The sequence below is a fragment of the Nannocystis pusilla genome (assembly GCF_026626665.1).
GTDB classification, from domain to species: domain Bacteria; phylum Myxococcota_A; class Polyangia; order Nannocystales; family Nannocystaceae; genus Nannocystis; species Nannocystis pusilla.
Genome location: NZ_JAPNKE010000002.1, coordinates 11,489,427 through 11,514,289 on the forward strand (window position 1 = coordinate 11,489,427; position 24,863 = coordinate 11,514,289).

Annotated in this window: 20 protein-coding genes and 3 pseudogenes; 18 read left to right on the forward strand and 5 right to left on the reverse strand. The window is 70.8% G+C overall.

Translation table 11 applies throughout. From position 1 onward, the window contains the following. Positions 1 to 115 precede the first annotated feature (115 nt). On the reverse strand, positions 116 to 1,834 hold the full coding sequence (locus OV079_RS50750) for a multicopper oxidase family protein (RefSeq protein ID WP_267777764.1): 1,719 nt from the start codon (positions 1,832 to 1,834) through the stop codon (positions 116 to 118). An 814-nt stretch (positions 1,835 to 2,648) separates the two neighbouring features. Here OV079_RS50750 and OV079_RS50755 point away from each other — a divergent pair. The 3 genes from OV079_RS50755 to OV079_RS50765 all read left to right on the forward strand — a co-directional run bounded on the left by OV079_RS50755 (position 2,649) and on the right by OV079_RS50765 (position 5,054). Then, positions 2,649 to 2,978, forward strand: coding sequence for a DUF6209 family protein (locus tag OV079_RS50755; protein ID WP_267777766.1), 330 nt, complete (start codon positions 2,649 to 2,651; stop codon positions 2,976 to 2,978). A gap of 74 nt (positions 2,979 to 3,052) precedes the next feature. Then, positions 3,053 to 3,709 carry a hypothetical protein gene (locus OV079_RS50760; RefSeq protein ID WP_267777767.1) on the forward strand — a complete coding sequence of 219 codons (657 nt, stop codon included), beginning with the start codon at positions 3,053 to 3,055 and terminating at the stop codon, positions 3,707 to 3,709. A gap of 214 nt (positions 3,710 to 3,923) precedes the next feature. Continuing rightward, positions 3,924 to 5,054, forward strand: coding sequence for a hypothetical protein (locus OV079_RS50765; RefSeq protein ID WP_267777769.1), 1,131 nt, complete (start codon positions 3,924 to 3,926; stop codon positions 5,052 to 5,054). On the opposite strand, the gene OV079_RS50770 is transcribed toward OV079_RS50765, so the two are convergent. Both OV079_RS50770 and OV079_RS50775 read right to left on the reverse strand, forming a co-directional pair. Further along, positions 5,035 to 5,793: a hypothetical protein gene (locus tag OV079_RS50770; protein WP_267777771.1), complete on the reverse strand. Its 759-nt coding sequence runs from the start codon at positions 5,791 to 5,793 to the stop codon at positions 5,035 to 5,037. The two genes, OV079_RS50765 and OV079_RS50770, sit on opposite strands and share 20 nt — an antisense overlap. 54 nt (positions 5,794 to 5,847) lie before the next feature. Next, positions 5,848 to 6,742 (reverse strand): annotated as a pseudogene (locus OV079_RS50775) (LysR family transcriptional regulator). 98 nt (positions 6,743 to 6,840) lie between these two features. Here OV079_RS50775 and OV079_RS50780 point away from each other — a divergent pair. Then, complete coding sequence (locus OV079_RS50780) at positions 6,841 to 7,617, forward strand: SDR family oxidoreductase (RefSeq protein ID WP_267777775.1); 777 nt, start codon at positions 6,841 to 6,843, stop codon at positions 7,615 to 7,617. 143 nt (positions 7,618 to 7,760) lie between these two features. On the opposite strand, the gene OV079_RS50785 is transcribed toward OV079_RS50780, so the two are convergent. Next, positions 7,761 to 8,309, reverse strand: a complete 549-nt coding sequence (locus tag OV079_RS50785) for a YaeQ family protein (RefSeq protein WP_267777776.1) — start codon at positions 8,307 to 8,309, stop codon at positions 7,761 to 7,763. 397 nt (positions 8,310 to 8,706) lie between these two features. On the opposite strand from OV079_RS50785, the pseudogene OV079_RS50790 reads away from it, so the two are divergent. Then, a pseudogene (locus OV079_RS50790) lies at positions 8,707 to 9,318 on the forward strand (5'-nucleotidase, lipoprotein e(P4) family); the annotation flags it as partial. A 531-nt stretch (positions 9,319 to 9,849) separates the two neighbouring features. Then, positions 9,850 to 10,080, forward strand: coding sequence for a hypothetical protein (locus OV079_RS50795; protein ID WP_267777777.1), 231 nt, complete (start codon positions 9,850 to 9,852; stop codon positions 10,078 to 10,080). A gap of 225 nt (positions 10,081 to 10,305) precedes the next feature. Here OV079_RS50795 and OV079_RS50800 read toward each other — a convergent pair whose 3' ends face one another. Continuing rightward, positions 10,306 to 10,950, reverse strand: a complete 645-nt coding sequence (locus OV079_RS50800) for an SMI1/KNR4 family protein (RefSeq protein ID WP_267777778.1) — start codon at positions 10,948 to 10,950, stop codon at positions 10,306 to 10,308. A gap of 1,021 nt (positions 10,951 to 11,971) precedes the next feature. Between OV079_RS50800 and OV079_RS50805 the strand changes: the two genes are divergently transcribed. The 12 genes and pseudogenes from OV079_RS50805 to OV079_RS50860 all read left to right on the forward strand — a co-directional run bounded on the left by OV079_RS50805 (position 11,972) and on the right by OV079_RS50860 (position 24,603). Beyond that, positions 11,972 to 12,892, forward strand: coding sequence for a hypothetical protein (locus OV079_RS50805; protein WP_267777780.1), 921 nt, complete (start codon positions 11,972 to 11,974; stop codon positions 12,890 to 12,892). A 336-nt stretch (positions 12,893 to 13,228) separates the two neighbouring features. Next, positions 13,229 to 13,480, forward strand: a complete 252-nt coding sequence (locus tag OV079_RS50810; protein ID WP_267777781.1) for a hypothetical protein — start codon at positions 13,229 to 13,231, stop codon at positions 13,478 to 13,480. A 272-nt stretch (positions 13,481 to 13,752) separates the two neighbouring features. Next, positions 13,753 to 14,802 (forward strand): ABC transporter permease, encoded by a 1,050-nt coding sequence (locus tag OV079_RS50815; RefSeq protein ID WP_267777782.1) that lies wholly within the window; start codon positions 13,753 to 13,755, stop codon positions 14,800 to 14,802. Beyond that, positions 14,799 to 15,563 carry an ABC transporter ATP-binding protein gene (locus OV079_RS50820; protein ID WP_267777783.1) on the forward strand — a complete coding sequence of 255 codons (765 nt, stop codon included), beginning with the start codon at positions 14,799 to 14,801 and terminating at the stop codon, positions 15,561 to 15,563. The genes OV079_RS50815 and OV079_RS50820 overlap by 4 nt, the downstream gene beginning before the upstream one ends. A 4-nt stretch (positions 15,564 to 15,567) precedes the next feature. After that, entirely contained in the window at positions 15,568 to 16,491 is a 924-nt protein-coding gene (locus tag OV079_RS50825; RefSeq protein ID WP_267777785.1) for an MlaD family protein, read from the forward strand. Continuing rightward, positions 16,488 to 16,760, forward strand: a complete 273-nt coding sequence (locus OV079_RS50830) for a hypothetical protein (protein ID WP_267777786.1) — start codon at positions 16,488 to 16,490, stop codon at positions 16,758 to 16,760. Before OV079_RS50825 ends, OV079_RS50830 begins: the two co-directional genes overlap by 4 nt. Then, positions 16,733 to 17,383 carry a hypothetical protein gene (locus OV079_RS50835; RefSeq protein ID WP_267777788.1) on the forward strand — a complete coding sequence of 217 codons (651 nt, stop codon included), beginning with the start codon at positions 16,733 to 16,735 and terminating at the stop codon, positions 17,381 to 17,383. Before OV079_RS50830 ends, OV079_RS50835 begins: the two co-directional genes overlap by 28 nt. 215 nt (positions 17,384 to 17,598) lie before the next feature. Continuing rightward, complete coding sequence (locus tag OV079_RS50840) at positions 17,599 to 18,354, forward strand: hypothetical protein (protein ID WP_267777789.1); 756 nt, start codon at positions 17,599 to 17,601, stop codon at positions 18,352 to 18,354. Positions 18,355 to 18,568: 214 nt separating this feature from the next. Further along, positions 18,569 to 20,827: a cation-translocating P-type ATPase gene (locus tag OV079_RS50845; RefSeq protein ID WP_267777790.1), complete on the forward strand. Its 2,259-nt coding sequence runs from the start codon at positions 18,569 to 18,571 to the stop codon at positions 20,825 to 20,827. Further along, positions 20,824 to 22,614, forward strand: coding sequence for a glycoside hydrolase family 43 protein (locus OV079_RS50850; RefSeq protein ID WP_267777792.1), 1,791 nt, complete (start codon positions 20,824 to 20,826; stop codon positions 22,612 to 22,614). Before OV079_RS50845 ends, OV079_RS50850 begins: the two co-directional genes overlap by 4 nt. Positions 22,615 to 22,668: 54 nt before the next feature. Continuing rightward, complete coding sequence (locus OV079_RS50855; RefSeq protein WP_267777793.1) at positions 22,669 to 23,082, forward strand: hypothetical protein; 414 nt, start codon at positions 22,669 to 22,671, stop codon at positions 23,080 to 23,082. 361 nt (positions 23,083 to 23,443) lie between these two features. Then, positions 23,444 to 24,603: pseudogene (locus tag OV079_RS50860) on the forward strand (cytochrome-c peroxidase). Positions 24,604 to 24,863 lie beyond the last annotated feature (260 nt).

The following is a 24,863-nucleotide window of genomic DNA, read 5'->3' on the forward strand; positions in this document are numbered from 1 at the left end:
GGCTGGTGGGCGCCCAATGGGCGCCCAATGGGCGCCCGAGCGGACAGCGTAGAGTGCGATTGCACGCCTGCTCACGTGTGTCGGCGACCCCATCGACTCGGGCGAGGCGGCAGGCTCAATCGGCCTCGCAAGAGTCGTCCACCGGCGGCGCCGGGCATGCCGTCTGCTGCACCTCGACGATCTGCATCATGCCTTCATCCTCGTGCTCGAGGATGTGGCAGTGCAGCACGTACTGTCCCTGGTAATGCAGGAAGCGCGACAGGAACTTGAGGGTGCCGTCGGCGTTCGTGCCGCTGGTGGGAATGAGGCAGGTGTCGCGCCAGATCGGCCGGGCCGGGGTCTTCCCGTTGATCGACGTCACCAGGAACGAGTTGACGTGGATGTGGAAGGGGTGAACCGACGCTCCCGCGGTGTCGGTGAACTTGTTGACGAGGGTCCATTCCTCCACGGCGCCGAGGAGGATGCACTGGTCGACACGACTCATGCAGAACGTTCTGCCGTCGATGAGGAAGTGCGCGCCGGAAGCGTCCTGGGTCACCTCGAATTCGACCTGGCGGGTGTTCGTGACCTCGTTGCCCGGCTTCGCCGTGTCGTCGAACGACGGGTAGAGCGCGGGCGGCGTGAGCACTTGGGGGATCTGAAGGCGCGTGTCCGGATCTCCCGAGACGATCACGGTGGCGAGGACTTGCGGCGCCCAGCAGACGAAGTCGAGGTAGCCGAGCGCCACCATCTGGTAGGTGCCCGCCGGGAATTGCACGAGCAGGTCCACGCGGCCCCCCGGCGGGACGACGTACTCGACCTCGGACACGGCGTCGGCGAGCGGCATCTTCAGGGGGGCGCCGTACGTGATCCCGTCGGTCGCGACTTGATAGTACGCGGCCGACTTCGCCCGCAGCGCGTCCCGGTCGAGCATGGGCGGGCCGTTCGAGGAGGCGCACGAATAGCCGAACGGGTCGTAGTCGGGCTTCGGCAACGACGTCGTCGCGTCCAGCCGATCGTCCGGCACGCGGAGGAAGGCGATGTCCAGCGGAGCGCGAAAGCCCGTGTGGAGCACACGAAGGCGCTGCACCTCGCTCGGGCGCATGCGAAGGACCGGATTCAGCTGGCCGTTGACGTGGAAGAAATCGTCGACGCCGGGGGGCAGGGGACCGGAATGGCCCATCTCACCATACGTGGCGAGGCGGGTCTTGCCGTCGCACGAATCCATGGTCTGGATCATGTACTCGCCGACGACGAGGAGCTGCTCCTTGCCCTGCCCCGGCCCGGGGTCGGGAGAGAACAGCCTGTCGAGGTCGTCCTTCTCCTCGTCGCGAATGATGAGCGCCCCGACCATGCCGCCCGCGACCTGGATCGCCGTCGATCCGTGCATGTGCGGGTGGTACCAGTAGGTCCCGGCCGGGTGATTGGCCTTCGTCCCGTCCGGCATCTCGATGTCTCGCGGGATGTCGAAGACGAAGTCGTAGCTCTCACCGGGACCGATCACCAAGAAGACGTCATCCCCGGGCGGCCCGGGGTCGACGTGCAGGCCGTGCGTGTGGAGGTTGGTCGAATTGTTGTGAGTGCCCGCCCCGTGCCCGCCGCCGTGCCCACCGCCGCCGCCGGTGCCCATGCCGCAGTCCTGAGGGTCCACGGCGCTGTCGTCGTCCGGAAGGCCGTTGATGAGCTTCAGCTTGAGCCGATCGCCCGGGCGGAGCTCGATGCTCGGCCCCGGGACGATCCCCGTATACGCCGCATCGCCGAGGCTCGACTCTCCTTGATTGACCTTGAGGCCCGTGTACGCGCGGGTCATGAACGTGTACTGGCCCACCGTCACTTCGGTCTCGGTGATGGTCATCTCGATGTCGAGGACGCCGTCCCGGAGCGGACACTGGCGGGCGTGAAGAGCTCTCCATTCGAAACCGGTGGAGGATTGCCGTCATCCCCCGGACTGCAACCTGTGAGCTCGGGCAGCAGAAGGCCCGCGCCGAGCGTGGCGCCCACCGTGAGGAAGCCGCGTCGATCGAGCTTTAGCGCGACATGGGACCGGTTGCTGCCAGGCGAAGGCTTTTTCTGGAGGGTCATAAAGCTTCTCGTCGAGCCTCGGGGCGGATGGGTCCGCCTTCGGTTCAGGTTTCGCCGGAGGACGACCGGCCATTGCGAGGCGCAAGGGTGAAGAGCCAGGACCCTCCCGCTGCGATCCAAAAAACTTCGGGCTTTTTCGCGCCTTCGCAGGCGCATCTTCGCGCTCGCTCGACGGGGGACGAGCGTCGACGTCGACGGCGTCGGCGGCAGGGGCAGCAGAGCCCCCAGGTCGGCGGCCTCGAAGCCATGCTGAGGCGCCACGGACTCGTGCGTGAACCGGTGGCCGCTCCGCTCCCGGGCCCCTGCCATGCACGACGCGGCGGGCTGATCCGGCCCGGACCGAAAATGGCCCCTGCAGAGCGCGAAACGAGTCCGAATTCTTGCGGAGCGAATCCCGACGCTCCCGGCGCTTCACCTCGCGCCTCGCAATGGCCGGTCCCGCCGCGAGCTGCCCGATAGCGAAGCAACCCCCAATGGAAGTCACCCACGCTCTCGAAGCGGCGATCGATTCATCGCCGTCGCACCGGGGTTCTGCGTTGACAGCGTGCTCGCCCCGCGAGTAACGTCTCCGACGGAGAGACACGCCAATGACTACAGTGAGATTCTTGCCGGAATGGCGGCACGAGCAGGATGGCGCCCTGCGTCCCGGCGATACGCTGCGCATCGAGTACGACGTCGGTCGGCTCACTTGCTGCCGGTCCGAGCGCTACGGCCAAGCTGCGTGGAGCATCGCCGCATACGTCCGCTTTCACCCGGATGAGCAGGTCCAGTCCGCCGCCGTCTCGACGGGGCCTGCGGAGTTCACGATCCCGGCGAACGCCACCAGGGCCGAGATGTGGTTCCGCAACACCGACCAAACCGGCTGCTCGGCGTGGGACAGCCGCTACGGGCTGAACTACTCGTTCGACGTCGCCTGACGTACCCGACAGCGGAGGCTGTCGCGCGACCCGGTTTGACGGCGCCGGGGCCGGCCTTCTATCGTGGCGCTACCATGGGCTCCGATCTGTATCGCGTGAAGGTGGTCTCGAAGAAGGCGGCGACCGCGGTCTTCGACGTCAAGGTGATCCACCCCGACATCTCGACGATCCCCGAGGACCGCAGCTTCGCGCTGATGCTCCTGCGCGAGGCGGCGAAGGACTCGCTCCTGGCGCGCGAGGTGGCCACGGCCGACAAGACCGACAAGACGTGGTTGAAGAAGTACGCCAGCGGCTTCATTCCATCGGTCGCGCTGAAGTGCACCGGGAATTCGGCCAAGCGCGGGCGGCTCACGGTCACCGTGTCCGACCCGGCCTGGATCGATCACGTGAAGCCAGGCGAGAGCTTCGATACCGCCGCCTTCCAGCGCATCGACAAGTACGACAGGCACCCGCCGATCCTGGCGACGAAGGGCGCCGCCGAGCCGCCCGGGGTCGACGGCGCCGCCCTCGACGACGGCTTCCTCTGGGTCCCGCGCGAAGCCTTCGGGGACGTCCGATTGTTGAAGCCGCTCCCCCGTTCGTCCAGGTGCCGGCCTACTCCCTCAGCGCGTACGAGGTCGTCGACGAGTTGTCGGGGAAGATCGCTGCCAAGCGGGTCCAGGCGTGGCACGGCAAGGCCGTGCGGGCGATGGTCTCCGGCAGGCCGCAGGAAGGCGCGCTCGGGCTCCTGAAGGACTCGGCCGACAAGTTCGCGCTGCTGTCGTTGCAAGGTTGGGGCTGGTCGAGGGTCGAGGCGATCGGCCGGCTGCGCCCGAAGCCCGGGCGGCGGGGGACGAAGGCGTCGTACGCGGAGGTCCTCGAGCGCGTGCGCATCAGCGCGGCGCTCGTGAAGAAGCGGGTCGCACGCTCGAGCTCGTCTGCCGCCTGCCGCCCGACGGCCGCAAGGTGCCGTTCGCCAGCGAGAGCGACGTGCTCGCGCTGCTCGCCGCGCCGCTGGAGTTCGACTTCTTCAAGCAAGGCTTCAAGACGAAGGCACCGCTCGGCGACGCGCTGACGCGGGACCTCCGCGAGCAGAGCCTCGGCACCGACGAGGATCTGTACCCCGCGGTCGCCAGGGCCTACGTGGCGTCGTTCACCCTCGAGGGCGCGACGAAGCCGAAGAAGAAGCTCACCGCGGCGGCGCTCGACGCCCTCACGCCGACCGCGGCGCTCGCGGCTCTCTCCGCCCCCTGGCCGACCTTCACGCTGCGGATCGAGGTGACCGACCCGAAGTGGATCGCGCACGTCGACGCCGAGCTGCCGATGTTCGCGGGCGACACGGTGCTCGCGAAGCCGGCCCCGCCGGCGAAGAAGGAGGCCGCGAAAAAGAAAGCCGCGAAGGCCAAGACGGCGCCGAGCAAGCCCGCGCCGAAGCGAGCGGTCCTCTGGCTCAAGAAGGGCACGAGCGACAAGGTGTGGATCGCCTCGCAGGACGGCGCGACCTGGAAGGCGCAGTACGGGCGGCGCGTGATGCCGGACCGCGAAGAGAAGATCTACGAGCTCGCCTCCGAGGAGAAGGCGAGCGCCGCCTTCACCCGAGCCGTGGAGGCGAAGAAGCGCGGCGGCTACCGGGTCGCGCCGGCGTACGAGGCCGCGGCCGAACTGCTGTGGAAGCGCCTCGGGCTCGCGTTCGACGACAGCTCGGGCGTGCCCGTCGTGACGCGGGTGGGCCCGCCGGCATCGGCCGCCACGCACTTCGAGACCGGTTTCAGGGCCGGCGACACCATCTACGCCGTCCGTTACCGCGGCATGGGAGCCCCGTACAGGCTGCGCACGATCGAGGAGCTCGCGGTGGTCGTCGAGTCACGGCGGGCGGGCGAGGACCTCTATCTCGGAGACGAGCCGCAAGCTGGGCAGGAGCGGGATGATGACCACGGCGAGCGTCACGCTCCGCTGATCCGCGGTCGCCCTCGCGGGAGGAGTTCCTCGCACTCGAGCTCGCGCGACGCTGCGAGGTCCGAGCCGACTCGCTGCCGTACCGCCATCCGTGACATCGACCTCGCCCGCGCTGTCCTGACTAGCGCGCGGTGCGGTTGACGAGTGTGGCTGCGATCTCTTCGAGGCGCGCGGTGGTGGCGATCGGGAACAGCCTGGCCTTGTCGAGGTCGAGCAGCTCGCAGTCATCCTCGCCCGGCGTCCAGACGATCGCGTCCTCGTCGCGCCAGAGCCCCTCGTTGGTCGCGTCCTCGAGGATCGCGAGCGGCGTGACGCGCTCGCCGAGCAGCTTGACGCGACGGAGCCCGAGCTTCGAGAAATAGGTGATCCGGACGTGCGCGTTCGGTAGCCGCTCGGCGTCGACGTCCGGGCACATCGCGCGGCTGAGATAGACCACCTGACCTGCCGCGGTCGACAGCAGGTCACCGACGATCCTCGGCGCGTCGTCGTCGTCGACGGCGTGCACCGTGACCGCGGTGTCGCTGCGGAGCTCGAGCACCACGACCTCGTCGTGGGCGAGGACCTCGTCGAGGCGCGCGACCGCTGGCGCGTCGAGGGCCGAGGTGGACGTGGACGCGAACCGGAGCCACGCCGCGAGCCCGAGGAACCCTGCTGCGGCGCCGCCGGCGATCGCCGCGGTGGAGAGGTGCCCGCTGTGGACGTTGAACGCGGCGATCGCGGCGAAGCAGCCGACGTACAACAGCAGCGCCCGGGCGCCGCTGCGGCGAGCCCGGCGAAAATCCTCCTCGCCGCGGACGCGTGCGACGATCAGCCCCGCGCGCTTGGCCTCGAACTCCGCCCGCTCGGAGGCGCTCAGCCGCCGGGTCGCGAGCGACAGCACCTCGGCACGCTGAGCAGAAGACAGTCCGGCGGTACACGCCGCGAGGCTCATGCCTCAGCGCACCTTCGCCATCAGCGCCGAGACCCATTCGACGAACACCCGCAGCTTCGTGCTCAGGTGCTTGCTCGGCGGATACACGACGTATATCGGCTGCGGCGTGCGCGACCAGTCGGGGAGCACCTGCACCAGCGCCCGGCGGGCGATGTGCGGTCGGACCACGAAGTCCAGCGTTTGAACCACCCCGAGCCCCGCCAGCGCCGCGGCCACGTGCGCGTTGTTCTCGTTGACGGTGACCTCCGGGCGGCGATCGATCGTCACGGTCTCTTCGCCGCGCGAGAACTCCAGCGGCTGCGTGCGGCTGGTCCGCGGCCACGCGTAGCCGACGATCGCGTGCTTGGCCTCGAGGTCGCGCGGATGCTGGACCTTTCCGCGGCGCCGCAGGTACCCGGGCGACGCGCAAGTCGTCCACCCGGCCGACCCGACCTTGCGCGAGATCAGCGTCGAGTCCTCCGCCGCGCCGCGCAGGGCACAGTCGACGTTCTCGCCGATCAGATCGACGATGCGGTCGGTGACCCCGAGGTCGATGTGCAGGTCCGGGTAGCGCGCGCGGAATTCCGGCAGCGCGGGCAGCAAGATCCCGCTGGCGATCGCGCCGCCCGTGTCGATCCGCAGCCGCCCGCGCGGGCTCGCCTGGGCCCCACGCAGCGTCGCGTCGAGCTCGGACAGCTCGGACATCAGCCGGCTCGTGCGCTCGTAGTAGGCCGCACCGTCCGGCGTCACCGTCACGCGTCGGGTCGCGCAGCAGCAGCTTGACCTGCAGGTGGGCCTCGAGGCTCTGGATCAGCTTCGTCACCGTCGCCTTCGGCATCTGCAACGAGTCCGCCGCCTTCGTGAAGGTGCCCGCCTCGACGACCCGCGCGAACACTTTGATGGCGAGAAGTTGGTCCATCGGCCAGCGCGCCTCCGCCCCGATTATTCCCCACGGTGAACAAAGAAGCCACGGGTCGCCCGCTTATCGGCGGGCGGGCGCGCCGTAGGTTGGCGGCCATGTCGACCCGCAACATTCACACCACCAAACACGCCGGCAAGGTCGCCCTGATCACCGGGGGCAGCACCGGTCTCGGTCTCGCCACGGCCCAGCGCCTCGTCGACGAGGGCGCCGAGCACGTCTACATCACCGGCCGCCGCCAGTCGGAGCTCGACGCCGCCGTCCGCCAGCTTGGCCGCAAGGCCACCGGGCTCCGCGGCGACATCAGCGTGCTCGCCGACCTCGACCGCGTGTTCGCCGACATCGGCCGCGGGCACGGCCGCCTCGACATCCTGTTCGCCAACGCCGGCGGCGGCGCCTTCGAGCCGCTCGGCGCGGTCACCGAGGCCGTGTTCGACAAGTACTTCGGCATCAACGTCAAGGGCACCCTGTTCACCGTGCAGAAGGCCCTGCCGCTGATGTCCGCCGGCGCCGCGATCGTCGTCAACGGCTCGATGGTCTCGATCAAGGGCGTCGCCGCGTTCGGCGTGTACGCGGCGACCAAGGCGGCCCTGCGCTCGTTCGTCCGCACCTGGGCCGTCGACCTCAAAGGCCGCGGCATCCGCGTCAACGTGGTCGCCCCCGGCACCGTGGTCACGCCCGCCTACCGCTCCGAGCTCGGCTTGGACGAGGCGCAGATCGAGCAGTTCGCCGCGCAGGCGGCCAGCGTCACCCCGCTCGGCCGCGTCGGCACTCCCGACGAGATCGCCAAGGCCGTGTCGTTCCTCGCGTCCGACGACGCCAGCTACATCACCGGCGTCGAGCTGTTCGTCGACGGCGGCCAGGCCCAGGTGTGAGCCGCACGAGCGGCGCGCGGCCGAGACCAGGCTCGCGGCCCTGTCACGGTGCGTGGAGGTAGCTCCGAGGCCGCCCTGCCGCGCTGGGGCGGTGCTCCTGAGCGTGCGCGCCGGCGGGGGCCGGAGCGCCGCTGTTCCTCGGCTCACGCGTCGAGCAGCGACTCGCGGACGATCGCTCCCGTCAGCGTCTCGCCGCCGATGGTCACGTAGAGCTGGCCGTCGTTGCGCGTCAGCTCGAGCTTGCCCTTGCGATCGATCTTCGCCTCGAGCGCGTCGAGGAACGCCGGCTCGAGCCGCCACACCGCGATCGTCTCCGCCTTGTGGATGGCCCGGTTGGCCGCGTCGCGCCGCAGCTGCGTCAGCGGCGTCGACGTGAACAGCGACACCTGGCGCGCCGCCTTGGTCGCCTTGTGCAGCCGCTCCGTCGCCGGGCTGCCGACGTCGATCCACTCGAGCAGCACGCCGGTCGGGTCGCGCACCGCGATCGTCGGGTCGTCGGTCGAGGCGATGCCGTCCTTGCTGAAGGCGATGCCGTCGGCGAGGCTGAGGCAGTAGGCGATCGTCCGCGTCAGCATGAAGCGGAGGCTCTCCGACGGGTGCCGCGCGATCCGCAGGTCGAGCTCCTCGTACACGTTGCGGTCGACGTCCGAGAGGCTGATCTGCAGGTGGTAGAGCGTCGCCGTCAGGGCCATGTCGCGGCGTCATACCACGGACGGCGCCGGACGCCGGGCAGCGGGCGCCTGCGCGGGCTGCGGCCGGGGTCCCCGCCGGGCCGCTTCGGGCCACCGCTCACGCCCGCGGGCCCTCGCCCGCCGCTCGAGGGCGTAGGTCCGGCGGCAAATCTCACTACTCTCCGGCCACCCATGATCGCCCTTCGCCGTCTCGCCGTCGCCCTCGCCGTGGTCGCAGCGCCGCTGGCTTGCAAACACACCCCGGCCGCCACCGACGTGGCCAAGAACGACATGTTGTTCGCGGTCGCGTGGGTGCAGACCAGCGCCGAGTACGAGGCGTCGGCGCTGCAGGCCTACGGCGCCGCCGGCCCGGCGCTCGAGCGCGCTCGCCGACACCGCCTGGACCGCCGCCGTCGAGCAGCAGGGCGACTTCTCGGGCTTGCCGCCGGCGATCATCGTCGACATCGACGAGACGGTGCTCGACAACAGCGCCTATCAGGCGCGGCTCATCGCCAGCGGCGGCGAGTTCGCCCCCGACACCTGGAACGCGTGGATCGAGGAGCGCAAGGCCACCGGGGTGCCGGGCGCCGCCGCGTTCCTGAGCGCGGCCGCGGCCAAGGGCGTGCGCGTGTTCTACGTGTCGAACCGCGACCTCGCGCAGGCCGAGGCGACCCGCGACAACCTCGCGCGGCTCGGCTTCCCCGACGTCGCCAACCTCGACACCTTCTACTTCCGCGACCCCGACCGCGGCTGGAAGGAGAAGAGCCCGCGCCGCGCCGAGGTCGCCAAGAAGCACCGCGTGGTCCTGATGTTCGGCGACAACCTCTTCGACTTCGTCGACAAGGACCACGCGACGCTGGTCGAGCGCGCCGCGCTGGTCCGCGAGCACGCCGCCTGGTGGGCACGCGCTGGTTCGTGCTCCCGAACCCGATGTACGGCTCGTGGGACGACGCCCTTCAATTACGACCGCACCAAGACGCCGGCGCAGAAGCAGCAGCTGCGCCTGCAATCGCTCGACCCCGCCGAGTGAGCGCGCCCCGGGTCGCGCGCTCGCTGCGGTCGCGCGCGCTCGTATCATTGTTCGCCGCGCTCGCGGCAGACTACCATCATTCGATTGGCCGCCGCCCTCGAGCTCGGGGTCCGGCGCCCACGGCGGCGAGGGGCGGAATACGCAGCTCGCGTGGCGCAATCACGGCACCGTCGGCCCGATCCACGCACTCGTTGGTTTCGTACGGCGACCGATCCACGTGCAATTCACTGGCCATCGATCCCACGAAAGCCGAGACATGAATCATCAATCCAGCGACCGTCACCTCCTCCGGGCCCTCGTCATTGCGCTCGTCACCGCCGTCGCCTGCGATGATTCCGTCGACGACGATTCGCCGGCCGCGCGCGAACGGACCGCCGCCCGGCTACCCGCCGGGGTGGATCGATCGCATCGAGCTCGACCAGCACCCAGTGCAACTTCCAGAACTGGAAGGACAGCGACGGCGTCGATCCGGAGACGCCCGGCTGTCACCAAGCCTACGAGAGCGAGACCTGCGGGACCCCGACCAATGACGTGTTCGGCGAGCAGTGTCAGGACGGCGACATCCTCGTCGAGACCAATCCTGGCAAGGACGTCCGTCACTCGCACGCGATCGGCCCGGGCGGCGTCGGCGTCGGCCACCCCGATCGCTTCTCCTGCGACGCCTACTGCATGGCGACCTACGGGCTGCCGGGCGTCTGCCAGGTCGCCCACGGCGCCTGCGACAACGGGGTCGACAGCGCGTATTGCATGTGCGGTTGCTGAGGCGCGACTGGGACAGTCGCGGGTTTGGCCGAGGGCGAGTGAACGCGCGATCGTGCCGCTGTCCCGCTCGAATTCACCGGCCCGTCCGGCGCGCTCGATCGCCTGACATCGACCTCGGCGTCGATCGGGGCCAGCTCGCGTGCAGCCGGCTCACCAGCGCGGCCACATCCTCGCGCGCGTCTCCTGCGACGGCGACCGTCACCCAGTCCTGCCCGGCCCCGAGGCTCACCAGGACGCTCGTGCTCGCGAGCCGGAGGCACGTGACGCCCGCGAGGTCGGGAGGAGGAGGCTCCCGCCCAGGTCGCGGAGTTGCCGGACGACCTCATTTTTGATCGACGACTGGTTCGCCGGGTCGCCGAGGATCAAGAGACCGCCGTGCACCGGCCGGGCGCTCAGCTCGAAGTACGTCAAGGTCCGCTCGGCCAGCAGCTCCCCGAGGGTCTGGCGAATGTCGTGTCGAGCATCGGCCTCGTAGACGCCGTTGCTCCCCATCTCGACGAGGGCTGCGTCCGCTCCGTCGCCGCGGCTCAGGTCGAGGAAGAGCTCGAAGGGCGAGATGGCGCTCGGGTCGGGGTCGAAGCCGACGAGGAAGAACTGGTCCCGTGGATAGGGGGCGGGCTCCTCCTCCGCCAGCCACGCCCACTGCTCCGCGAGAGGGTCGAGCCTGTGCTCGTAGGCCCCGAGCGGGTTGAAGGCCCCGCTGCTCCGGCCCATCGTCCGCATCAGGTCGACGTAGATACGAGGCAGCGTGAGGCCGAACCGTGCCTCCCAGCGCGCGAGCTCGGCCCTCTCGACACCCTCTGCCTTCGCGAGGAAGTCGGGGCGGCGAGCGTCGATGAGCGCGACCAGCGAAGGCCAGAGGTCCGTCACCGCCTCATCCTAACAGACGCGGCGCCGATCCCTCGCGGACGCGCTACCGCGCCGCCTCGATGAGGTGATTTCCGAATCACTGGTGAGGCCCTGGCGGATGTCGTGAATGGGGGCGGAGTTCGACCGAGCGACTCTGGTGAATCCACCTCCGCGGTCTCGGGGAGACCAGGTGGGGCGCACAGGCGACCGATGGAAAGAGACTTCCTGAGCGCAATGACGGTTCGGGCGGTGGGGGGGCAGCGAGGTCGCTGAACCGGACAGGGGTCAGGCCATGGCACGAACACGACGAGTCGGCCAGTGATGCGCGAAAATGCGCAGATGACAATGCGGCCGCGCACGCCTCACCGCGGCGCCGGTTGATCTCGTCGGCATCCGGTGCTGAAATCGTGGGATGAAGCCCGACATCGGCGAGCTCTGGCGAGCGTACCGTGGCGATCCGCTCCGCCTGGACCTGCTGCGACGCGCCGAGGCCGAGGCCGTGGCGGCCATGGGGGCCGCCGGCGACGAGGAGCCGGTCGGGCAACTGCTGCGACGGCTGCGCGAGGTGTTGGTGCCGGCCACCTGCGTCGCGCGCTGCGCGAGCAGCCGCGAGGCTCTCACGACGCCGGGCCGGGCTACGCTCCGGGAGCGTTCGCCGAGGTGCTGCGGGCCTGGGCCGAGCGGCTGCCGGAGCCCGAGCGACAGGGCCTGCTTCGGCGAGCGGCGCCGTGCTTCGCCGACCTGCCGGCAGCGAGCGCCGCGACGCCCGATCAGGAGCCTCGCGAGGACGAGCCCGCGGACGGCGAGCGCAGCCTCTACGAGGCGTTCCAGGTGCGCGACCCCGAGGCGCGATGGACGGCCCTCAGGCGGCTGGCCGGGTCCGACGACGAGAAGCTGCGCTACCTCTACCGCCGCGTGCAGGGGACCGAGTTCGCGCTGCCGAGCGAGATCCTCAGCTTCCCGGTCTCGGCCCTCGACCGCGACCAGGGGCGAGCGGCTCCGGGCCGAGGAGCTCCGCAGCGGGCGTCTGCCGGGCCCGTTGTTGCTGCACTACGCGAAGCTGCTCGGCGAGCACGAGCGCAGCGCGGTGGTCGACCGCGGGCTGGATGCGATCGAGGCGGTCCACCCGCCGCTGCCGCTGGAGACCTTCTACGGCCACGCGTCCGTGCTCGAGCCGGGGCAGGTCCGTCGAGCGGTCGCGTGGATCTTGCGGCAGGACGACCCACGCGAGGAGCGGCTCGAGCTGGTGGGCGAGCTGGCCGGGCGGCTGCTCGAGCTCGGCCATTGTGGGGAGGCCGTCGCCATGATTCACGGCATCGACGACGGCCAGGCCGGGGCCCGCGAGCTCGGCCGAATGTTCGCCCTGTCGGCGGCCCGGGGCGAGAGCGCGATAGGTCCCGTGGACGCCGCGCTCACCACGGACCCGAAGCGCCTCGTCTACGTGCAGGCGTTCGCGCGCGAGCTCGGCGGCTCCGAGGTGATCGTGCGGCCCGACGTGGCCGGCGAATTGCTGGCGCGCATCGGCATGCTCGGCGACGAGGACTGCCGCGCCGCGGCGCTCGCGGCCGTGATCGGGGCGCTCCCGCGGGGTGTCTCGTTGATGCCGTGGCTCGGGGCGATCGACACCCGCACGCGGGGCGCGGCGCGGCGGCGCAGCCTGCTCGTCCTGCTCGAGTCGGCGAACTTCGACGGGCCGCAGGCCCTGGCGCGCCTGCGCGAGGTCGTGGCGGAGCTCCTGGTCGATTCGTCGCTCGCGGCCGAGGAGCTCGCGGCGGCGTGCCTGGCCTCTCGCCGCTTGCCGGCCGACGAGCGCGCGCCGCTGTGGGCGCGCTGGCTGACCCGCCACCTCGACGAGTCCCAGGACGTGCTGGCGCCGCTCCGAGCGCGCTCGGGGCCGTGTTCGCGGCCACGCTGGTGGAGCTGGGCGGCGAGGCGGCGCTCCTCCGAGGTTGCGACGTCCTGATCGACGTCGCCACGACGCTCGCGTGATTCGCCCGCCGAGGGTCGACGCGACGAGGGCGCCGCAGCCATGGCGAGCGGTGTGACGAATTCTCTGAACCGCAAAAATAGTGTCAAGAAAGGCCCATGGAAAGCACTTGCTCCGGGCCCTCAGCGACGCTTGCGCGGGCCGGCGCGGACGGCGGATCCACCGCACGAGATCGAGCGCTGACGAGCCGCTCGGGGCCTGCGTTCGCGTTTCGCCGGACCCCATGCATGCCTGGGAGATGGCGTCCTTTCACTCCCCCACGGAGCCGCTGTCGATCTCGAAGCCCTCCTGCCGACCGAGCTCGCCGAGCTGGTGGACCACGCGGTCGCCAACATCGCAGACGCCGCCCTCGAGCTCGCCCCGACGTGCGACCCTGCCGAGCTCACCACGTTGGCTCGGCTGTGGATCGACGCGCTCGACCGGCCTTCGCTGGCGAATGTCTGTACCACGGTCGCGGCCCCGGAGCCGCGTCGCGCTGTCCGCCTGGTCGCCTGCGTGCTCGTCACGACGTGCCAGCGCCGGGCTCCGCCGCGCAGGGCTGCTTGTGAGCCGGCCATGACGTGAAGCTGCCCGGGCACGAGCCGTGCTGGCCATCGACGCTCGACGGCTCGTGGGGCGGTGGGCGTCTCGCCGGGGGAGCGCGCCTGTCCCCCGGTCGCGGTCCCCGGCGCCGCGTGGGAACCGGGCGGACAGCGTGCCGAACAGGCGCACGACGAGCGGGCGTCCCACACGCTCGATTCGTTCGAGGTGAGCTCGACGCGGAGTCCGTCGCGCTTCCCCGGCGCTGAATGGCCGGCTGCTGGTCGGGGCCGCCCTCTTTGTCAGACTGGCACGCCATGGACGTGCGCCTCGACGCGATACGGCCCCGTTCGCTGCTGCAGGAGCTCGCCGCCCCGGCACGGACCCGGCCCGCCGTCCTTCGTATCGATCTGTCCGCGCTCCACGACATCGACAGCACGGGCGTGGCGGCGCTCCGCGCTGCCTCCCGCAGGCTGAGCCGCTCCGGCATCGCCGTCGAGCTGCACGGCGCTTCACCCGAGGTCGCGCGCGTGCTCGCCGACACGCCCGAGCCCAACCCACCGGAGCTCCCGCGCGAGCCCGGCGCGCTCGAACGCGTCGGCAGAGCCACGCTCGCGGCGTGGCGCGGCCTGCTCACGCTGGCCGACATGACCCTCGAGGCCATGCAGGGCGCCGTCGCTGCGGTGATGGGCCGGCGCACCTTCTCGTGGCGCGATGTGGCCGAGCAGCTGGAGCTGATGGGGGCCGACGCGCTCCCCATCGCCGCCACGATGAGCTTCTTGCTGGGGCTGGTGTTGGACTTCCAGACCTGGGTGCAGATGCATCATTACGGGACCGAGTCGGTCGTGCTCGAGTTCGTCGGCATCGGCATGGCCCGCGGGTTCGCGCCGTTCATCGTGGCGATCCTCCTGGCGAGCCGCACCGCCCCGGCCATCGCCGCCGAGCTGTCGACGATGGAGATGCGCCAGGAGAACGACGTGCTGCGCGTCATGGGGATCTCGCCCGTCCGCCACTTGGTGGTCCCGCGCCTGTTCGCGATCACGCTCGTCGCCCCGGCTTTGTCGCTGATCGCCACGACCAGCGGCATCCTCGGCGGCTTGCTGGTGACGGTGTGGCTCGACCCACACTGGATGTCGGCGCTCGAGACGATGTTGCGAGAGATGACGCTGTCCGACCTGTGGCTCGGGACGGTCAAGTCCGTGCTGTTCGGGTGGGTGATCGGGCTCGCCAGCGCGTTCACCGGGCTCCACAGCGGGTATGGGGCGCTCAGCATCGGGATCGCGGCCACCCGGGCGGCGGTCGCCAGCATCTTCTTCGTCATGATCGTCGACAGCATCGTGACCACGCTATGGACGCTCGCACAATGACGGCCTCGGGACTCGTGGAGCTGCGCGACGTGGCCGTCGGATACGCGGAGTCGCCGGTGTTGACCGGCATCGACCTCCGCATCGACGCGGGCGAGATCGTCTGCATCATCGGCGCCTCGGGCAGCGGCAAGTCCACGCTGCTCCGCGCGATGGTGGGGCTGCTCGAGCCGGCCGCGGGGGCGGTGCACCTGTTCGGGCAGGACCTCTACGCGATGCGCCGCCGATCGCGGGGGCGCGTGCTGTCACGCGTGGGGGTGCTGTTTCAGAACGACGCCCTCTTCAGCTCGATGTCCGTCCTCGACAACGTCATGTTTCCCGGCCGCAAGCTGACCGACCTGCCCGACGAGGTGATCCACGAGCTCGCGCTCATCGAGCTCGCGCGGCTCGGGGTGGACGCGCTGCCCGAACGCATGCCGCAGGAGATCTCGGGCGGCCAGGCCAAGCGGGTCGCGCTGGCCCGCGCCAACGTCCTCGCGCCCGAGCTCATCTTCTGCGACGAACCGACGGCCAGCCTCGACCCGATCAACGCCGCGGTCCTGGGCCGGGAGCTCATGCGATTGCGCGACGATCAGGGCTCTGCGGTGGTCCTCGTCACCCACAACATGGAGGTGGTGAGGACGCTCTCCGATCGCACGGTGGTCATCGCCGCCGGGGGCATCCGCGCGGCCGGCACGGCCTCGGCCCTCGAGCGCAGCGAAGATCCGCAAGTGAAGGCGTTATTCCGCATGGAGCCGGTCCCGCGGGCCCCAGGAGGCGAATAGGGCGATGGCCAAGATCCGCACGCAGGTCGTCAAGCTCGGGCTCTTCGTGGTCAGCGTCGTCACGGTCCTGGTCATGGCGCTCGTGCTCGTCGGCGGGCTGCGCCTGGGGCGGCGCGCCGACGCGTATCACATCATCACGAGCGAAGGGGTCCTGGGCATCGATCTGGAATCGACGGTGACGATGCGCGGCGTGGACATCGGCAGGGTGGCGGCGATCGAGCTCGACCGCAGCGACTTCGGCCGTGTCCGGATCGATCTGAAGATCGACCCCGCGGTCGCCATCCCCGCGTCCTCCAAAGCCTTCTTCCAGCGGGTCGGGGTCACCGGCCAGCGCGGGATCGACATCACGGGGGGGACGCTCGCCGACGGCCGGCTGGCCCCCGGAAGCGCCATCCCTCGCGGAGAGACGCCGCTCGAGGTCCTCGAGTCGCGCGCGAGCGGGCTCGGCGAAGAGCTGACGACCCTCGTGACCGACGCGACGCAGGTCGTCCGGAGCGCGAAGGAGGTGATCGCGGCCGTCGATCCGGCGAGGGTCGCCGCGATCGTCGAGGCCGTCGAGCCGCGGCGCGTGGCGGCGCTCCTCGTGCATGGCGAGCGCACCGCGAAGAGGCTCGAGTCGGTCGGCGAGCAGCTCCAGCGGGCGCTGCACGAGGGGCGCGCCCACCTCGGCGATCTGGCCCACGGCGTCGATGCCCTCGGAGTTCGAGCCTCGACGGTGCTCGAGCACGTCGACGGCGCATCGCTGGAGCTGTCGCGCCTGCTCGTCGGGGCGACCACCGTCCTGAGCGCCAACGAGGACGACCTGCGCGTGGCCCTCGCCAACATCCGGCGGATGTCGCAGGACGCCCGGGCGCTCATTCAAGCGTTGAGGACGCGGCCGAGCCTGCTGCTGCGTTCGGCCCCGCCCAAGGATCGCAAGCTGCCATGAGGCCCGGCCACATCTGGGCGCTCGTGGTCGCCGTGGTGCTCGCGTGTGCGCCGACGGTCCCGACCACCCATCTCTATCGGGTGAATCTGCCCACCACGCCGGGCACGGCGCCGTGGCCGTGCGAACCGGAGGCGCGCGCGAGCCTGCTGGTGCGAGACATGCGGGTGGCCGGGGCGTACGACGATGCTCGTATGATGTATCGCGAGTCCGAGTATCGACTCCAGCGCTACGATTATCACGAGTGGATCGTCCCCCCGGGAAGCTGGTGAGCGACGCGCTCCGCGACGGCTACGCGGCGAGCGGCTGGTTCGCCCGGGTGGAGCGGGAGCCCGACGCGTCCATCGACGCCGAGCTGCACGGTCGCGTGCTGGCGATCGAGGAGGTCGACCTCACCGAGACGCGGTGGGCCGCCCACCTGCGACTCGAGCTCGAGCTGTTCGACGCGCGGACGCACGAGCGGTTGTGGGCCCACGACTACGACCTGACGCGGCCGCTGGCGGAACGCAGCCCCGACGGCCTGGCGGCGGCGATCAGCGCCGGGCTGCGCGAGGTGATCGATGCCAGCGCTCCTTCGCTGGGGGCGGCGAGCTCACGGTCCTGCGCTCGCGCTGGCGCCCGACACCAGCCACCGGCGATCGGCCGGGGAGCTGACGGGACGTCCGGGCGGAAGTCGTTCTGCGATCTCCGGCTCGCCGGCAGCGCAAAGACGGCAGGACGAATCGCGGCCGCCAGGCCGAGCATGGGATTCGAGGTCGGCCTGGTCGTCGTCCGCACTGACTTCAGTGGTCGGCGGCGACGAGGTCCGGAGTGCTGCGAGTCGTGGCGGGCGGTCTTGTGCACTGGCCGAGCTCGCGATCGCAGACTTCGGCGGGGAGCTTTGTCTGTGATTTGATGGCGCGCGCCGCCCGTGGCGCCGCGGGGTCCGACGCGAAGACGCGGAGTGTCATGTCTCGTGGCGATACACGCATTTCGCCACATCGCGGGCGGCGCGCGCCGCGGCGCGTGAAAATGCATCGTGTATCATGCTTCATAATGTGCATATCGTGATTGACATGGAGCCAAGAATGTCGGCACCATGCTGCCATGGATCTTGTCAACGGATGTCCATTGTCGCGCCATTCATGGGTCCTCGCCTTCGTCCTGATCGGGTGCGGCGACCCCGACGAAGCCACACACGGCGGCCCGTGCGCCACGACGGGCGCCACCGGCGCGCCGTCGACGTCCGCCCCGGCGTCCGGCGGCGGCGACGATTCGGAGGACTCGGAAGGGCCCATCGATTCGACCACCGACGCGGCTGGCACCACCTCATCGGGCACGACGAGCACCGGCGGCGACACGTCCTCCGGTGGTGCAGACGACCCCGAGGGCGCGACCGAATCAGAGGACTCCGAGGCGGGCGACACCAGCGCGTCCGGCGAGACGACCGAAGCGAGCAGCACGGGTGATGCCTCGACCGGAACCACCGACGCGCCGGGCGAGACGACCGAAGCGAGCAGCACCGGCGACACCGGCGACACGGGCGGCACGACCGGCGACGGCCAGGCAGGCCCGAGCTTCGCCGTCGATGTCTGGCCGCTGCTCGACGACAGTTGCGGGTGCCATCAGGACAAGAACGGCGCCGGCAAGCTGCACCTGACGAGCAAGGACGCCTATGACAACCTCGTCGGCGTGGCCTCCGACCAGCTCCCGTCGATGCGGCTCGTCGAGCCCGGCGACGCCAGCCAGAGTTATCTGTGGCACAAGATGGACAACACCCACAAATCGGTCGGCGGCGAGGGCAAGAAGATGCCGCCCGGCGGTCTGCTGGGCCAGTCCGAGCGCGAGATCGTGCAACAGTGGATCGATCAGGGCGCGCAGCCCTGAGGCGGCTCGCCCGAGCGGCCTGCGATCGGGCCATGCGCTCGGCATGCCGCGGACAAACCGCTGCTCGCCGGCGCCGACGCCAGCCGAGCGGACAGGCCGCGGACCCCGCGCAGGTGGTGACGGACGGCGCGGACGACTCGAGCGCGGCGACGGCGAGCCGATACGATGGCTCTCGCGCCGAGGCACAGCATAGCTGTCGCCTCGGACGCATTCGATGCTCCAGACGAACTTCGATCTCACCACCGGCCTCGCCTCGGCGGAGGCGGCGCTTCGATTGGCGCGCGACGGCGCGAACGAGCTGTCGCGCCGCGCGCGTCCGACGTTGCTGAGCGACGCGCTGGCGATCGTGCGCGAGCCGATGTCGCTGCTGCTGGTCGCGTGCGGCGCGATCTATCTCGTCCTCGGCGACGCCCACGAGTCCATCATGCTGCTGGCGTTCGTCGTCTTCATCATGGTCATCACGCTCGTGCAGGAGCGAAAGACGGAGCGCGCGCTCGCGGCCCTGCGCGACATGACGAGCCCGCGCGCGCTCGTGATCCGCGACGGACGGCGCGTCCGGATCCCGGGGCGAGAGGTCGTGGTCGGCGACCTCCTCGTGCTCTCCGAGGGCGACCGGGTGTCGGCCGACGCGGCCGTGTTCGAGGGCAGCCACCTCACCGTCGACGAGTCGCTGCTGACGGGCGAGTCCGTCGCGGTGCGCAAGGCGACGTGGGACGGCGCGGCGGCGGTCTCGCGGCCAGGCGGGGAGGACCTGCCGTTCGTGTTCGCGGGCACGCTGGTGGTCGGGGGGACGGCCGTGGCCCGGGTCCACACCATCGGCGCCGCCACCGAGATCGGGCGCATCGGCAAGGCGCTCGAGCGGTCCGAGCCCGAGCAAACGACGCTCCAGCGAGAGACACGGCGACTCGTCCGTCGCCTGGCGTGGATCGGAGGGGCGCTCTCGTTGCTCGTGGTAATCGTCCACGGCGTCGCTCGCTCGAGCTGGATCGAGGGCCTGCTGGCGGGCATCACCCTCGCCATGGCGATCCTCCCGAACGAGTTCCCGGTCGTGGTCACCATCTTCCTCGCCCTCGGCGCGCAGCGCCTGGCCAAGCGTCGCGTCTTGACGCGCCGGATCCCCGCCATCGAAGCCATCGGCGCCGCGACCGTGCTGTGCGTCGACAAGACCGGGACGCTGACCGAAAATCGCATGGCCGTGCGCACGATCGCGGCCAACGGCGAGACCTTCGACGCGCGCCGCCTCGAGCACGAGCCGCTGCCGGAGGCCTTCCACGAGGCGGTCGAGTTCAGCATCCTGGCCAGTCGCAAGGACCCGTTCGACCCGATGGAGCGCGCGTTCAAGGAGCTCGGCGAGCAGCGCTTGGCGGGGACGGAGCACCTTCACCCCGACTTTACCCTGGTGCGCGAGTATCCGCTGGCGCGCGAGCTGCTCGCGGTGACGCAAGTGTGGCGCGCGCCAGGCGAGGCCGCGCTCGTCGTCGCCACGAAGGGCGCGCCCGAGGCCGTCGCCGACCTGTGTCACCTCGACGACCGGGCGCGGGCGCGGCTGCGCGAGCAGGTCGAGCGCCTGGCCGCGGACGGCCTGCGCGTGCTGGCCGTCGCGCGCGGCCAGGTCCGCGCCGATCCGCCAGCGATCGCGCACGACATGGACTACGAATTCGTGGGCCTCGTGGGCCTCGCCGATCCGGTGCGCGAGCAGGTCCCGAGGGCCGTCGCCGAGTGTCATGCCGCGGGGATCCGCGTGGTCATGATCACCGGCGACTACCCGGCCACGGCCGCGGCCGTCGCCGCCCAGATCGGGCTCGACGGCGCCGGCGGGGTCGTCACCGGGGCCGAGGTGGCGGCGATGCCGGACGCCGAGCTGCAGGCGCGCGTGCGCGACACCGCCGTGTTCGCGCGGGTCCTGCCCGAGCAGAAGTTGCGCATCGTCGCGGCGTTGCGGTCGGCGGGAGAGGTCGTCGCCATGACCGGGGACGGCGTGAACGACGCTCCGGCGCTGAAGGCCGCCGACATCGGCGTCGCCATGGGCGGGCGGGGCACGGACGTGGCGCGCGAGGCGGCCACGATCGTGCTGCTCGACGACGACTTCGCCTCGCTGGTCGCCGGCGTCCGCTCGGGCCGCCGCATCGTCGACAACCTCCGCAAGGCGCTCGCGTACATCCTCGCGGTGCACCTGCCGATCGTCGGCCTCACCTTGATCCCCGTCTTCCTGGGCTGGCCGCTCGTGCTGCTGCCGATCCACATCGCGTTCCTTCACCTCGTGATCGACCCCGCCTGCTCGGTCGTCTTCGAGGCCGAGCCGGAGGAGCCCGACGTGATGCGACGGCCGCCGCGCGACCCACGGGCGCCGCTCTTCGATCGCCGCTCGATCGCCCTGAGCCTGGCTCAAGGGGCGATCGTGATGGTCGTCGTCGTCGCCGTCTACGGCCTCGCGTTGAGCCGTGGGCGCGGGGATGCCGACGCGAGGGGTTGACGTTCACCACGTTCATGGTGGCCAACCTCGGCCTCATCTTCACCAATCGTTCGTGGTCGCGGGCGGAGGGCGAGAGCAGGGGCCGAAATGCTGCGCTCTGGTGGGTGACCGGCGGCGCGCTGGTCTTCCTCGCGCTCGTCCTGTACGTGCCGGGGCTCCGCGAGCTGTTTCGGTTCGCGCCCCTGCGCGCGCGACATCCTGTACTGCTCCGTCGCGGGCGTCCTGAGCGTGTCAGTGGTTCAAGTCTTCAAGGCGAGCCGGCGGCGAAGCGCCGTCGCTGCGGCCACGTGATCGGCGTGCGCACCCCATGGACGGCCAGGCCCGGCGCGCGAGGTCTCGCTCCCGGCGACGAGGTTCGGCGCCCCGATTCTCGAGTGGCGTGGGCGCTCGTGTCGGCGGCATCGGTGCTCGCCTGTGACGGCGGCTCGTCCGACCCGCCGACGGCCGATCCCGCGAGTACCGGCGAATGGGTGCAGGGGCCCGAGCTCGTCTGGCTCGCGGGACAGAACCCCGTGCTGCCGACCGGACACCCCGACCCCGGGGTCCTGCGGGTCGAGGGCGCCCACGGGGTCACCTATCACCTCACCACCACGGTCGACAACGCCGGCGACTTCCCGCGCTTCACCTCGACCGACCTGATCGTCTGGACCGAAGCCGGCCACGGCCTGTTCGGCCGCGACGACGCGCCGGGAGGCTCGCTCGCGCTCGACGGCGCTCACTACTGTTCGCGCTGGGCCCCGGAGATCGTCCAGCTCGGCGCGGCCTCCTTCATGCTCTCGTTCACCGCGCAGCGCTTCGCGGCGCCCCAGTCGCCGTGCCCGCCGTATGACGAGGACAGCGGCGTCTACCTCGCCTGGTCTGCCAGCCCCGCGAGCCCGTTCGCCCCGCCCGACCGACCGTGGGAGCCTTCGCCGGCGGGCGCCGACTTCGAGACATGTCCTTATCGACCTGTCCTTCCGCACAGCCTGGCCTTCGCCGCCGACGATTGCCAGGGCATCCCGTGCCCCCTCGTCATGCGCCTGGACTCCACGGTGTTCCACGATCCGCACACCGGCCGCTGGTGGCTCGCCTATTCCTGGTACACCAACAGCCCGCCGAAAATCGCGTGGGAGCTCGCCAACCACGGCCAACACGTCAGCCTCGTCGAGCTCGACCCGAACGATCCGTCGGTCGTCCGCTGCGACCTCGCCGTCGCGCAGATCCACGCCGGCAACCCCCACGACGCCGAGACGCTCGCGCGCCTCGCCGCCAGCTGCTCCGGCTGTGAGCAGATGCTGTCGATGACCCGCGGCCCGCTCGGCGAGGAGATGGTGCGCGACGGGGTGTCCCTGGGCGTCGTCGAGGCCCCGAGCCTGTTTCGCCGCGGCGAATACGTGTATCTCCTGCTCAGCGGCAGCAACTGGGACTCGCCCTATTATCACGTGTACTGGGTCGCCGCAAAATCCGTCGAGGCGCTGGCGTACACCGACCCCGGGCGGCTCGTCGGCCGGCTCCTGATCCCGAGCGACGGCCAGGCCTTCGGTCACGGCTCGGCCGTCCTCGGCCCCGACGGCGAGCGCTGGTACTTCGTGCACCACCGTCTCGCGCGCGTCCCGTGCGAGGAGTCGGGCTGCGACCGCGACGTGTGGGTCAGCCCGATCGAGTTCGAGGATCGCGGCGACGGCCTCGGCGACGTGCACATCAGGCCGCGCTGGCCCGCCGAGGATCCGAGCTTCATTGTCGCCGTCCCGGCGAGCGGGCCGGGCGCTCCGCCGCACGCGCTCGCGGCCGAGGTCGGAGGCGACTGACAGCACCTGGTGCTGGCGCTCGCGGCGCGCTCGCGCATCGCCTATGCTCGAGGGATGCGTCGTCGCCTCCTCGTCCCCGTGCTCCTCGTGCTCCTCGGCTGCACCGAACACGACCGACGTTGTGCGCACGCGAGGGATGTCATGCTGACGCTGTGGGAGCAATCGCTGAAGGATACGCTGCCCGGGCAGGACGAGGCCGCGCTGCGCCGCACGCTCGCGCGCGCCGGCGATCGCTTCATGGCCCAGTGCAGCTCGCTGCCGTCCGAGAGCCAGGCCTGCATCGACCGCATCGACGAACTGGCGACCCTCGAACAGGAGCGCCGCGCGGCCGTCGAGCGCTGCCCGAAGCAGGCGGATGGCCGGCCCGAACCGGCGTGCGTCCAGGCCGCGCGCGATTGGGCGGACCAGCGGACCGCGGATTGCCAGCTCGCGCTCGGCGCGATGTTCACGACCGTCCTCGAGCCGTGACCGGCTCCGTCCGGCCGGCGCTCGGGTCGCCGACCGTCGCGTCCTCTTGGGTTCGCTCGCATGCACGCAGTCGGCCTGTGCGGCTCGCTGGCGCGGGTTCTCGACCTCGCGCACGCCTGTGCGGTGAATGATTGCGACCACGCCGAGCCCTGTAGCTGCGAGGGGCAATCGTGGAGTCGGCGCCGCCCGTCGTTCGTCCGAGCGGACGACAATGGGCCGATCGATCGGCCGGTTGCCGTGACCTCGCTGCGCGCTACCCTCTGACCGAGCGCCGCGGCCGGGCGTGCCGGCCGGTACGAGGGACAGAAAGGTGCGGACGATGGTCGCAGCTGCTTCGACGGTTTGGGTCGCGTTACTCTCCATGGACGGCGGACCGGCCACGGCCCAATCGGCGCGGTCCGAGCTCGCCGCGGTCGAGGTGCTGGGGAAGCACTTGTTCTTCGACGAGTCGCTGTCGATCGGGGGCAATCAGGCTTGCGACGTGTGTCATGGCCGCGAGGTCGGCTGGACCGGGCCCGTCGAGGAGGTCGACGCCCACGGCGCCGTCTACGAGGGTTCCGTCCCCGGGCGCTTCGGCGCGCGAAACCGCCCAGCAGCGCCTATGCGCCGTTCAGCCCGCCGCTGCACCGCAGCCCCGCGGGGGAGTTCGTCGGCGGCAACTTCTGGGACGGTCGAGCGACCGGAGAGAAGCTCGGTACGTCGGCGGCCGATCAGGCGCAGGGGCCATTCCTGAACCCGCTCGAGCAGGCGCTGCCCGACGCGGCCGCGGTCGTGGCGCGGGCGTGCAGCCTTCAATCGGAGTACTGGCTGCTGCTTCGATTCGTGTGGGGCTTCGCCGTGTGCGACGACGTGGACGCCGCCTTCGCCGCGATCGCGCGGTCGATCGCCCGCTACGAGGCTTCGCGCGAGATGAGCCCGTTCAGCTCGAAGTTCGACCTGTACCTCGCGGGCGAGGTCGAGCTCACCGATTCGGAGAAGCGCGGCCTGTCGCTGTTCAAGGGCGAGGCGAAGTGCGACACCTGCCACGCGATCGCAGGGGCGGTCAAGGGCGGGCCGGCGCTCTTCACCGACTTCACGTTCGCCAACATCGGAGCGCCGCGTAATCCGGAGAACCCGTTTTACGATCAGCCGCCCGCCATCAATCCGCTCGGGGAGGCGTACGTCGATCTCGGCCTGGGCGGCTTCCTCGCCACCCGTCCGGAATACGCCGAGTATGCCGCGGCCAACGAGGGCAAGCATCGAGTGCCGACCCTGCGCAACGTCGACCGCCGACCGCGGCCCTCGTTCATCAAGGCGTACGGGCACAACGGGTACTTCAAGAGCCTCGAGGAGATGGTCCACTTCTACAACACGCGCGACGTCCTGCCCCGCTGCGCGGCGAACGACCCCGGCGAGAAGGTCACGTGCTGGCCCGCGCCGGAGGTGCCGCGCAACCTCGACGCCGACGTCGGCGACCTCGGGCTCACGCTGGCGCAGGAGGCGGACATCGTCGCGTTCTTGCGCACGCTGTCGGACCGGTGAGCCGGGCCGCCGGCGCTCGCGCCGGCGAGCGGCCGTCCTGGGGCCCTGAGTGCCAGAGGCGCTGCGTCGTGAAGCTCGTGGCCACGCTCGAGATCGACCCGCACCGGTCGCGGTGGTGCTCGCCGGGCGCCGCGGCGATCATGGCGCAGCGCCGGTGTCCGTCGTGGGACGCTGAGCCCGCTCGACGAGCCGTTCAGGCCGGCCGCGTCGCGGCCTTCGGCAGGACGCTGGCTGCTCGTGCGCGGCGGCCTCGGCGGGCG

Excerpts from the sequence above, each read along its gene's own strand:
- OV079_RS50750 (WP_267777764.1), bottom strand. The coding sequence starts at position 1,834 with ATGACCATCACCGAGACCGAAGTGACGGTGGGCCAGTACACGTTCATG.
- OV079_RS50825 (WP_267777785.1), top strand. The coding sequence starts at position 15,568 with ATGGCCAAGATCCGCACGCAGGTCGTCAAGCTCGGGCTCTTCGTGGTC.
- OV079_RS50855 (WP_267777793.1), top strand. The coding sequence starts at position 22,669 with ATGCGTCGTCGCCTCCTCGTCCCCGTGCTCCTCGTGCTCCTCGGCTGC.
- OV079_RS50755 (WP_267777766.1), top strand. The coding sequence starts at position 2,649 with ATGACTACAGTGAGATTCTTGCCGGAATGGCGGCACGAGCAGGATGGC.
- OV079_RS50845 (WP_267777790.1), top strand. The coding sequence starts at position 18,569 with ATGCTCCAGACGAACTTCGATCTCACCACCGGCCTCGCCTCGGCGGAG.
- OV079_RS50785 (WP_267777776.1), bottom strand. The coding sequence starts at position 8,309 with ATGGCCCTGACGGCGACGCTCTACCACCTGCAGATCAGCCTCTCGGAC.
- OV079_RS50820 (WP_267777783.1), top strand. The coding sequence starts at position 14,799 with ATGACGGCCTCGGGACTCGTGGAGCTGCGCGACGTGGCCGTCGGATAC.
- OV079_RS50760 (WP_267777767.1), top strand. The coding sequence starts at position 3,053 with ATGGGCTCCGATCTGTATCGCGTGAAGGTGGTCTCGAAGAAGGCGGCG.
- OV079_RS50780 (WP_267777775.1), top strand. The coding sequence starts at position 6,841 with ATGTCGACCCGCAACATTCACACCACCAAACACGCCGGCAAGGTCGCC.
- OV079_RS50815 (WP_267777782.1), top strand. The coding sequence starts at position 13,753 with ATGGACGTGCGCCTCGACGCGATACGGCCCCGTTCGCTGCTGCAGGAG.
- OV079_RS50830 (WP_267777786.1), top strand. The coding sequence starts at position 16,488 with ATGAGGCCCGGCCACATCTGGGCGCTCGTGGTCGCCGTGGTGCTCGCG.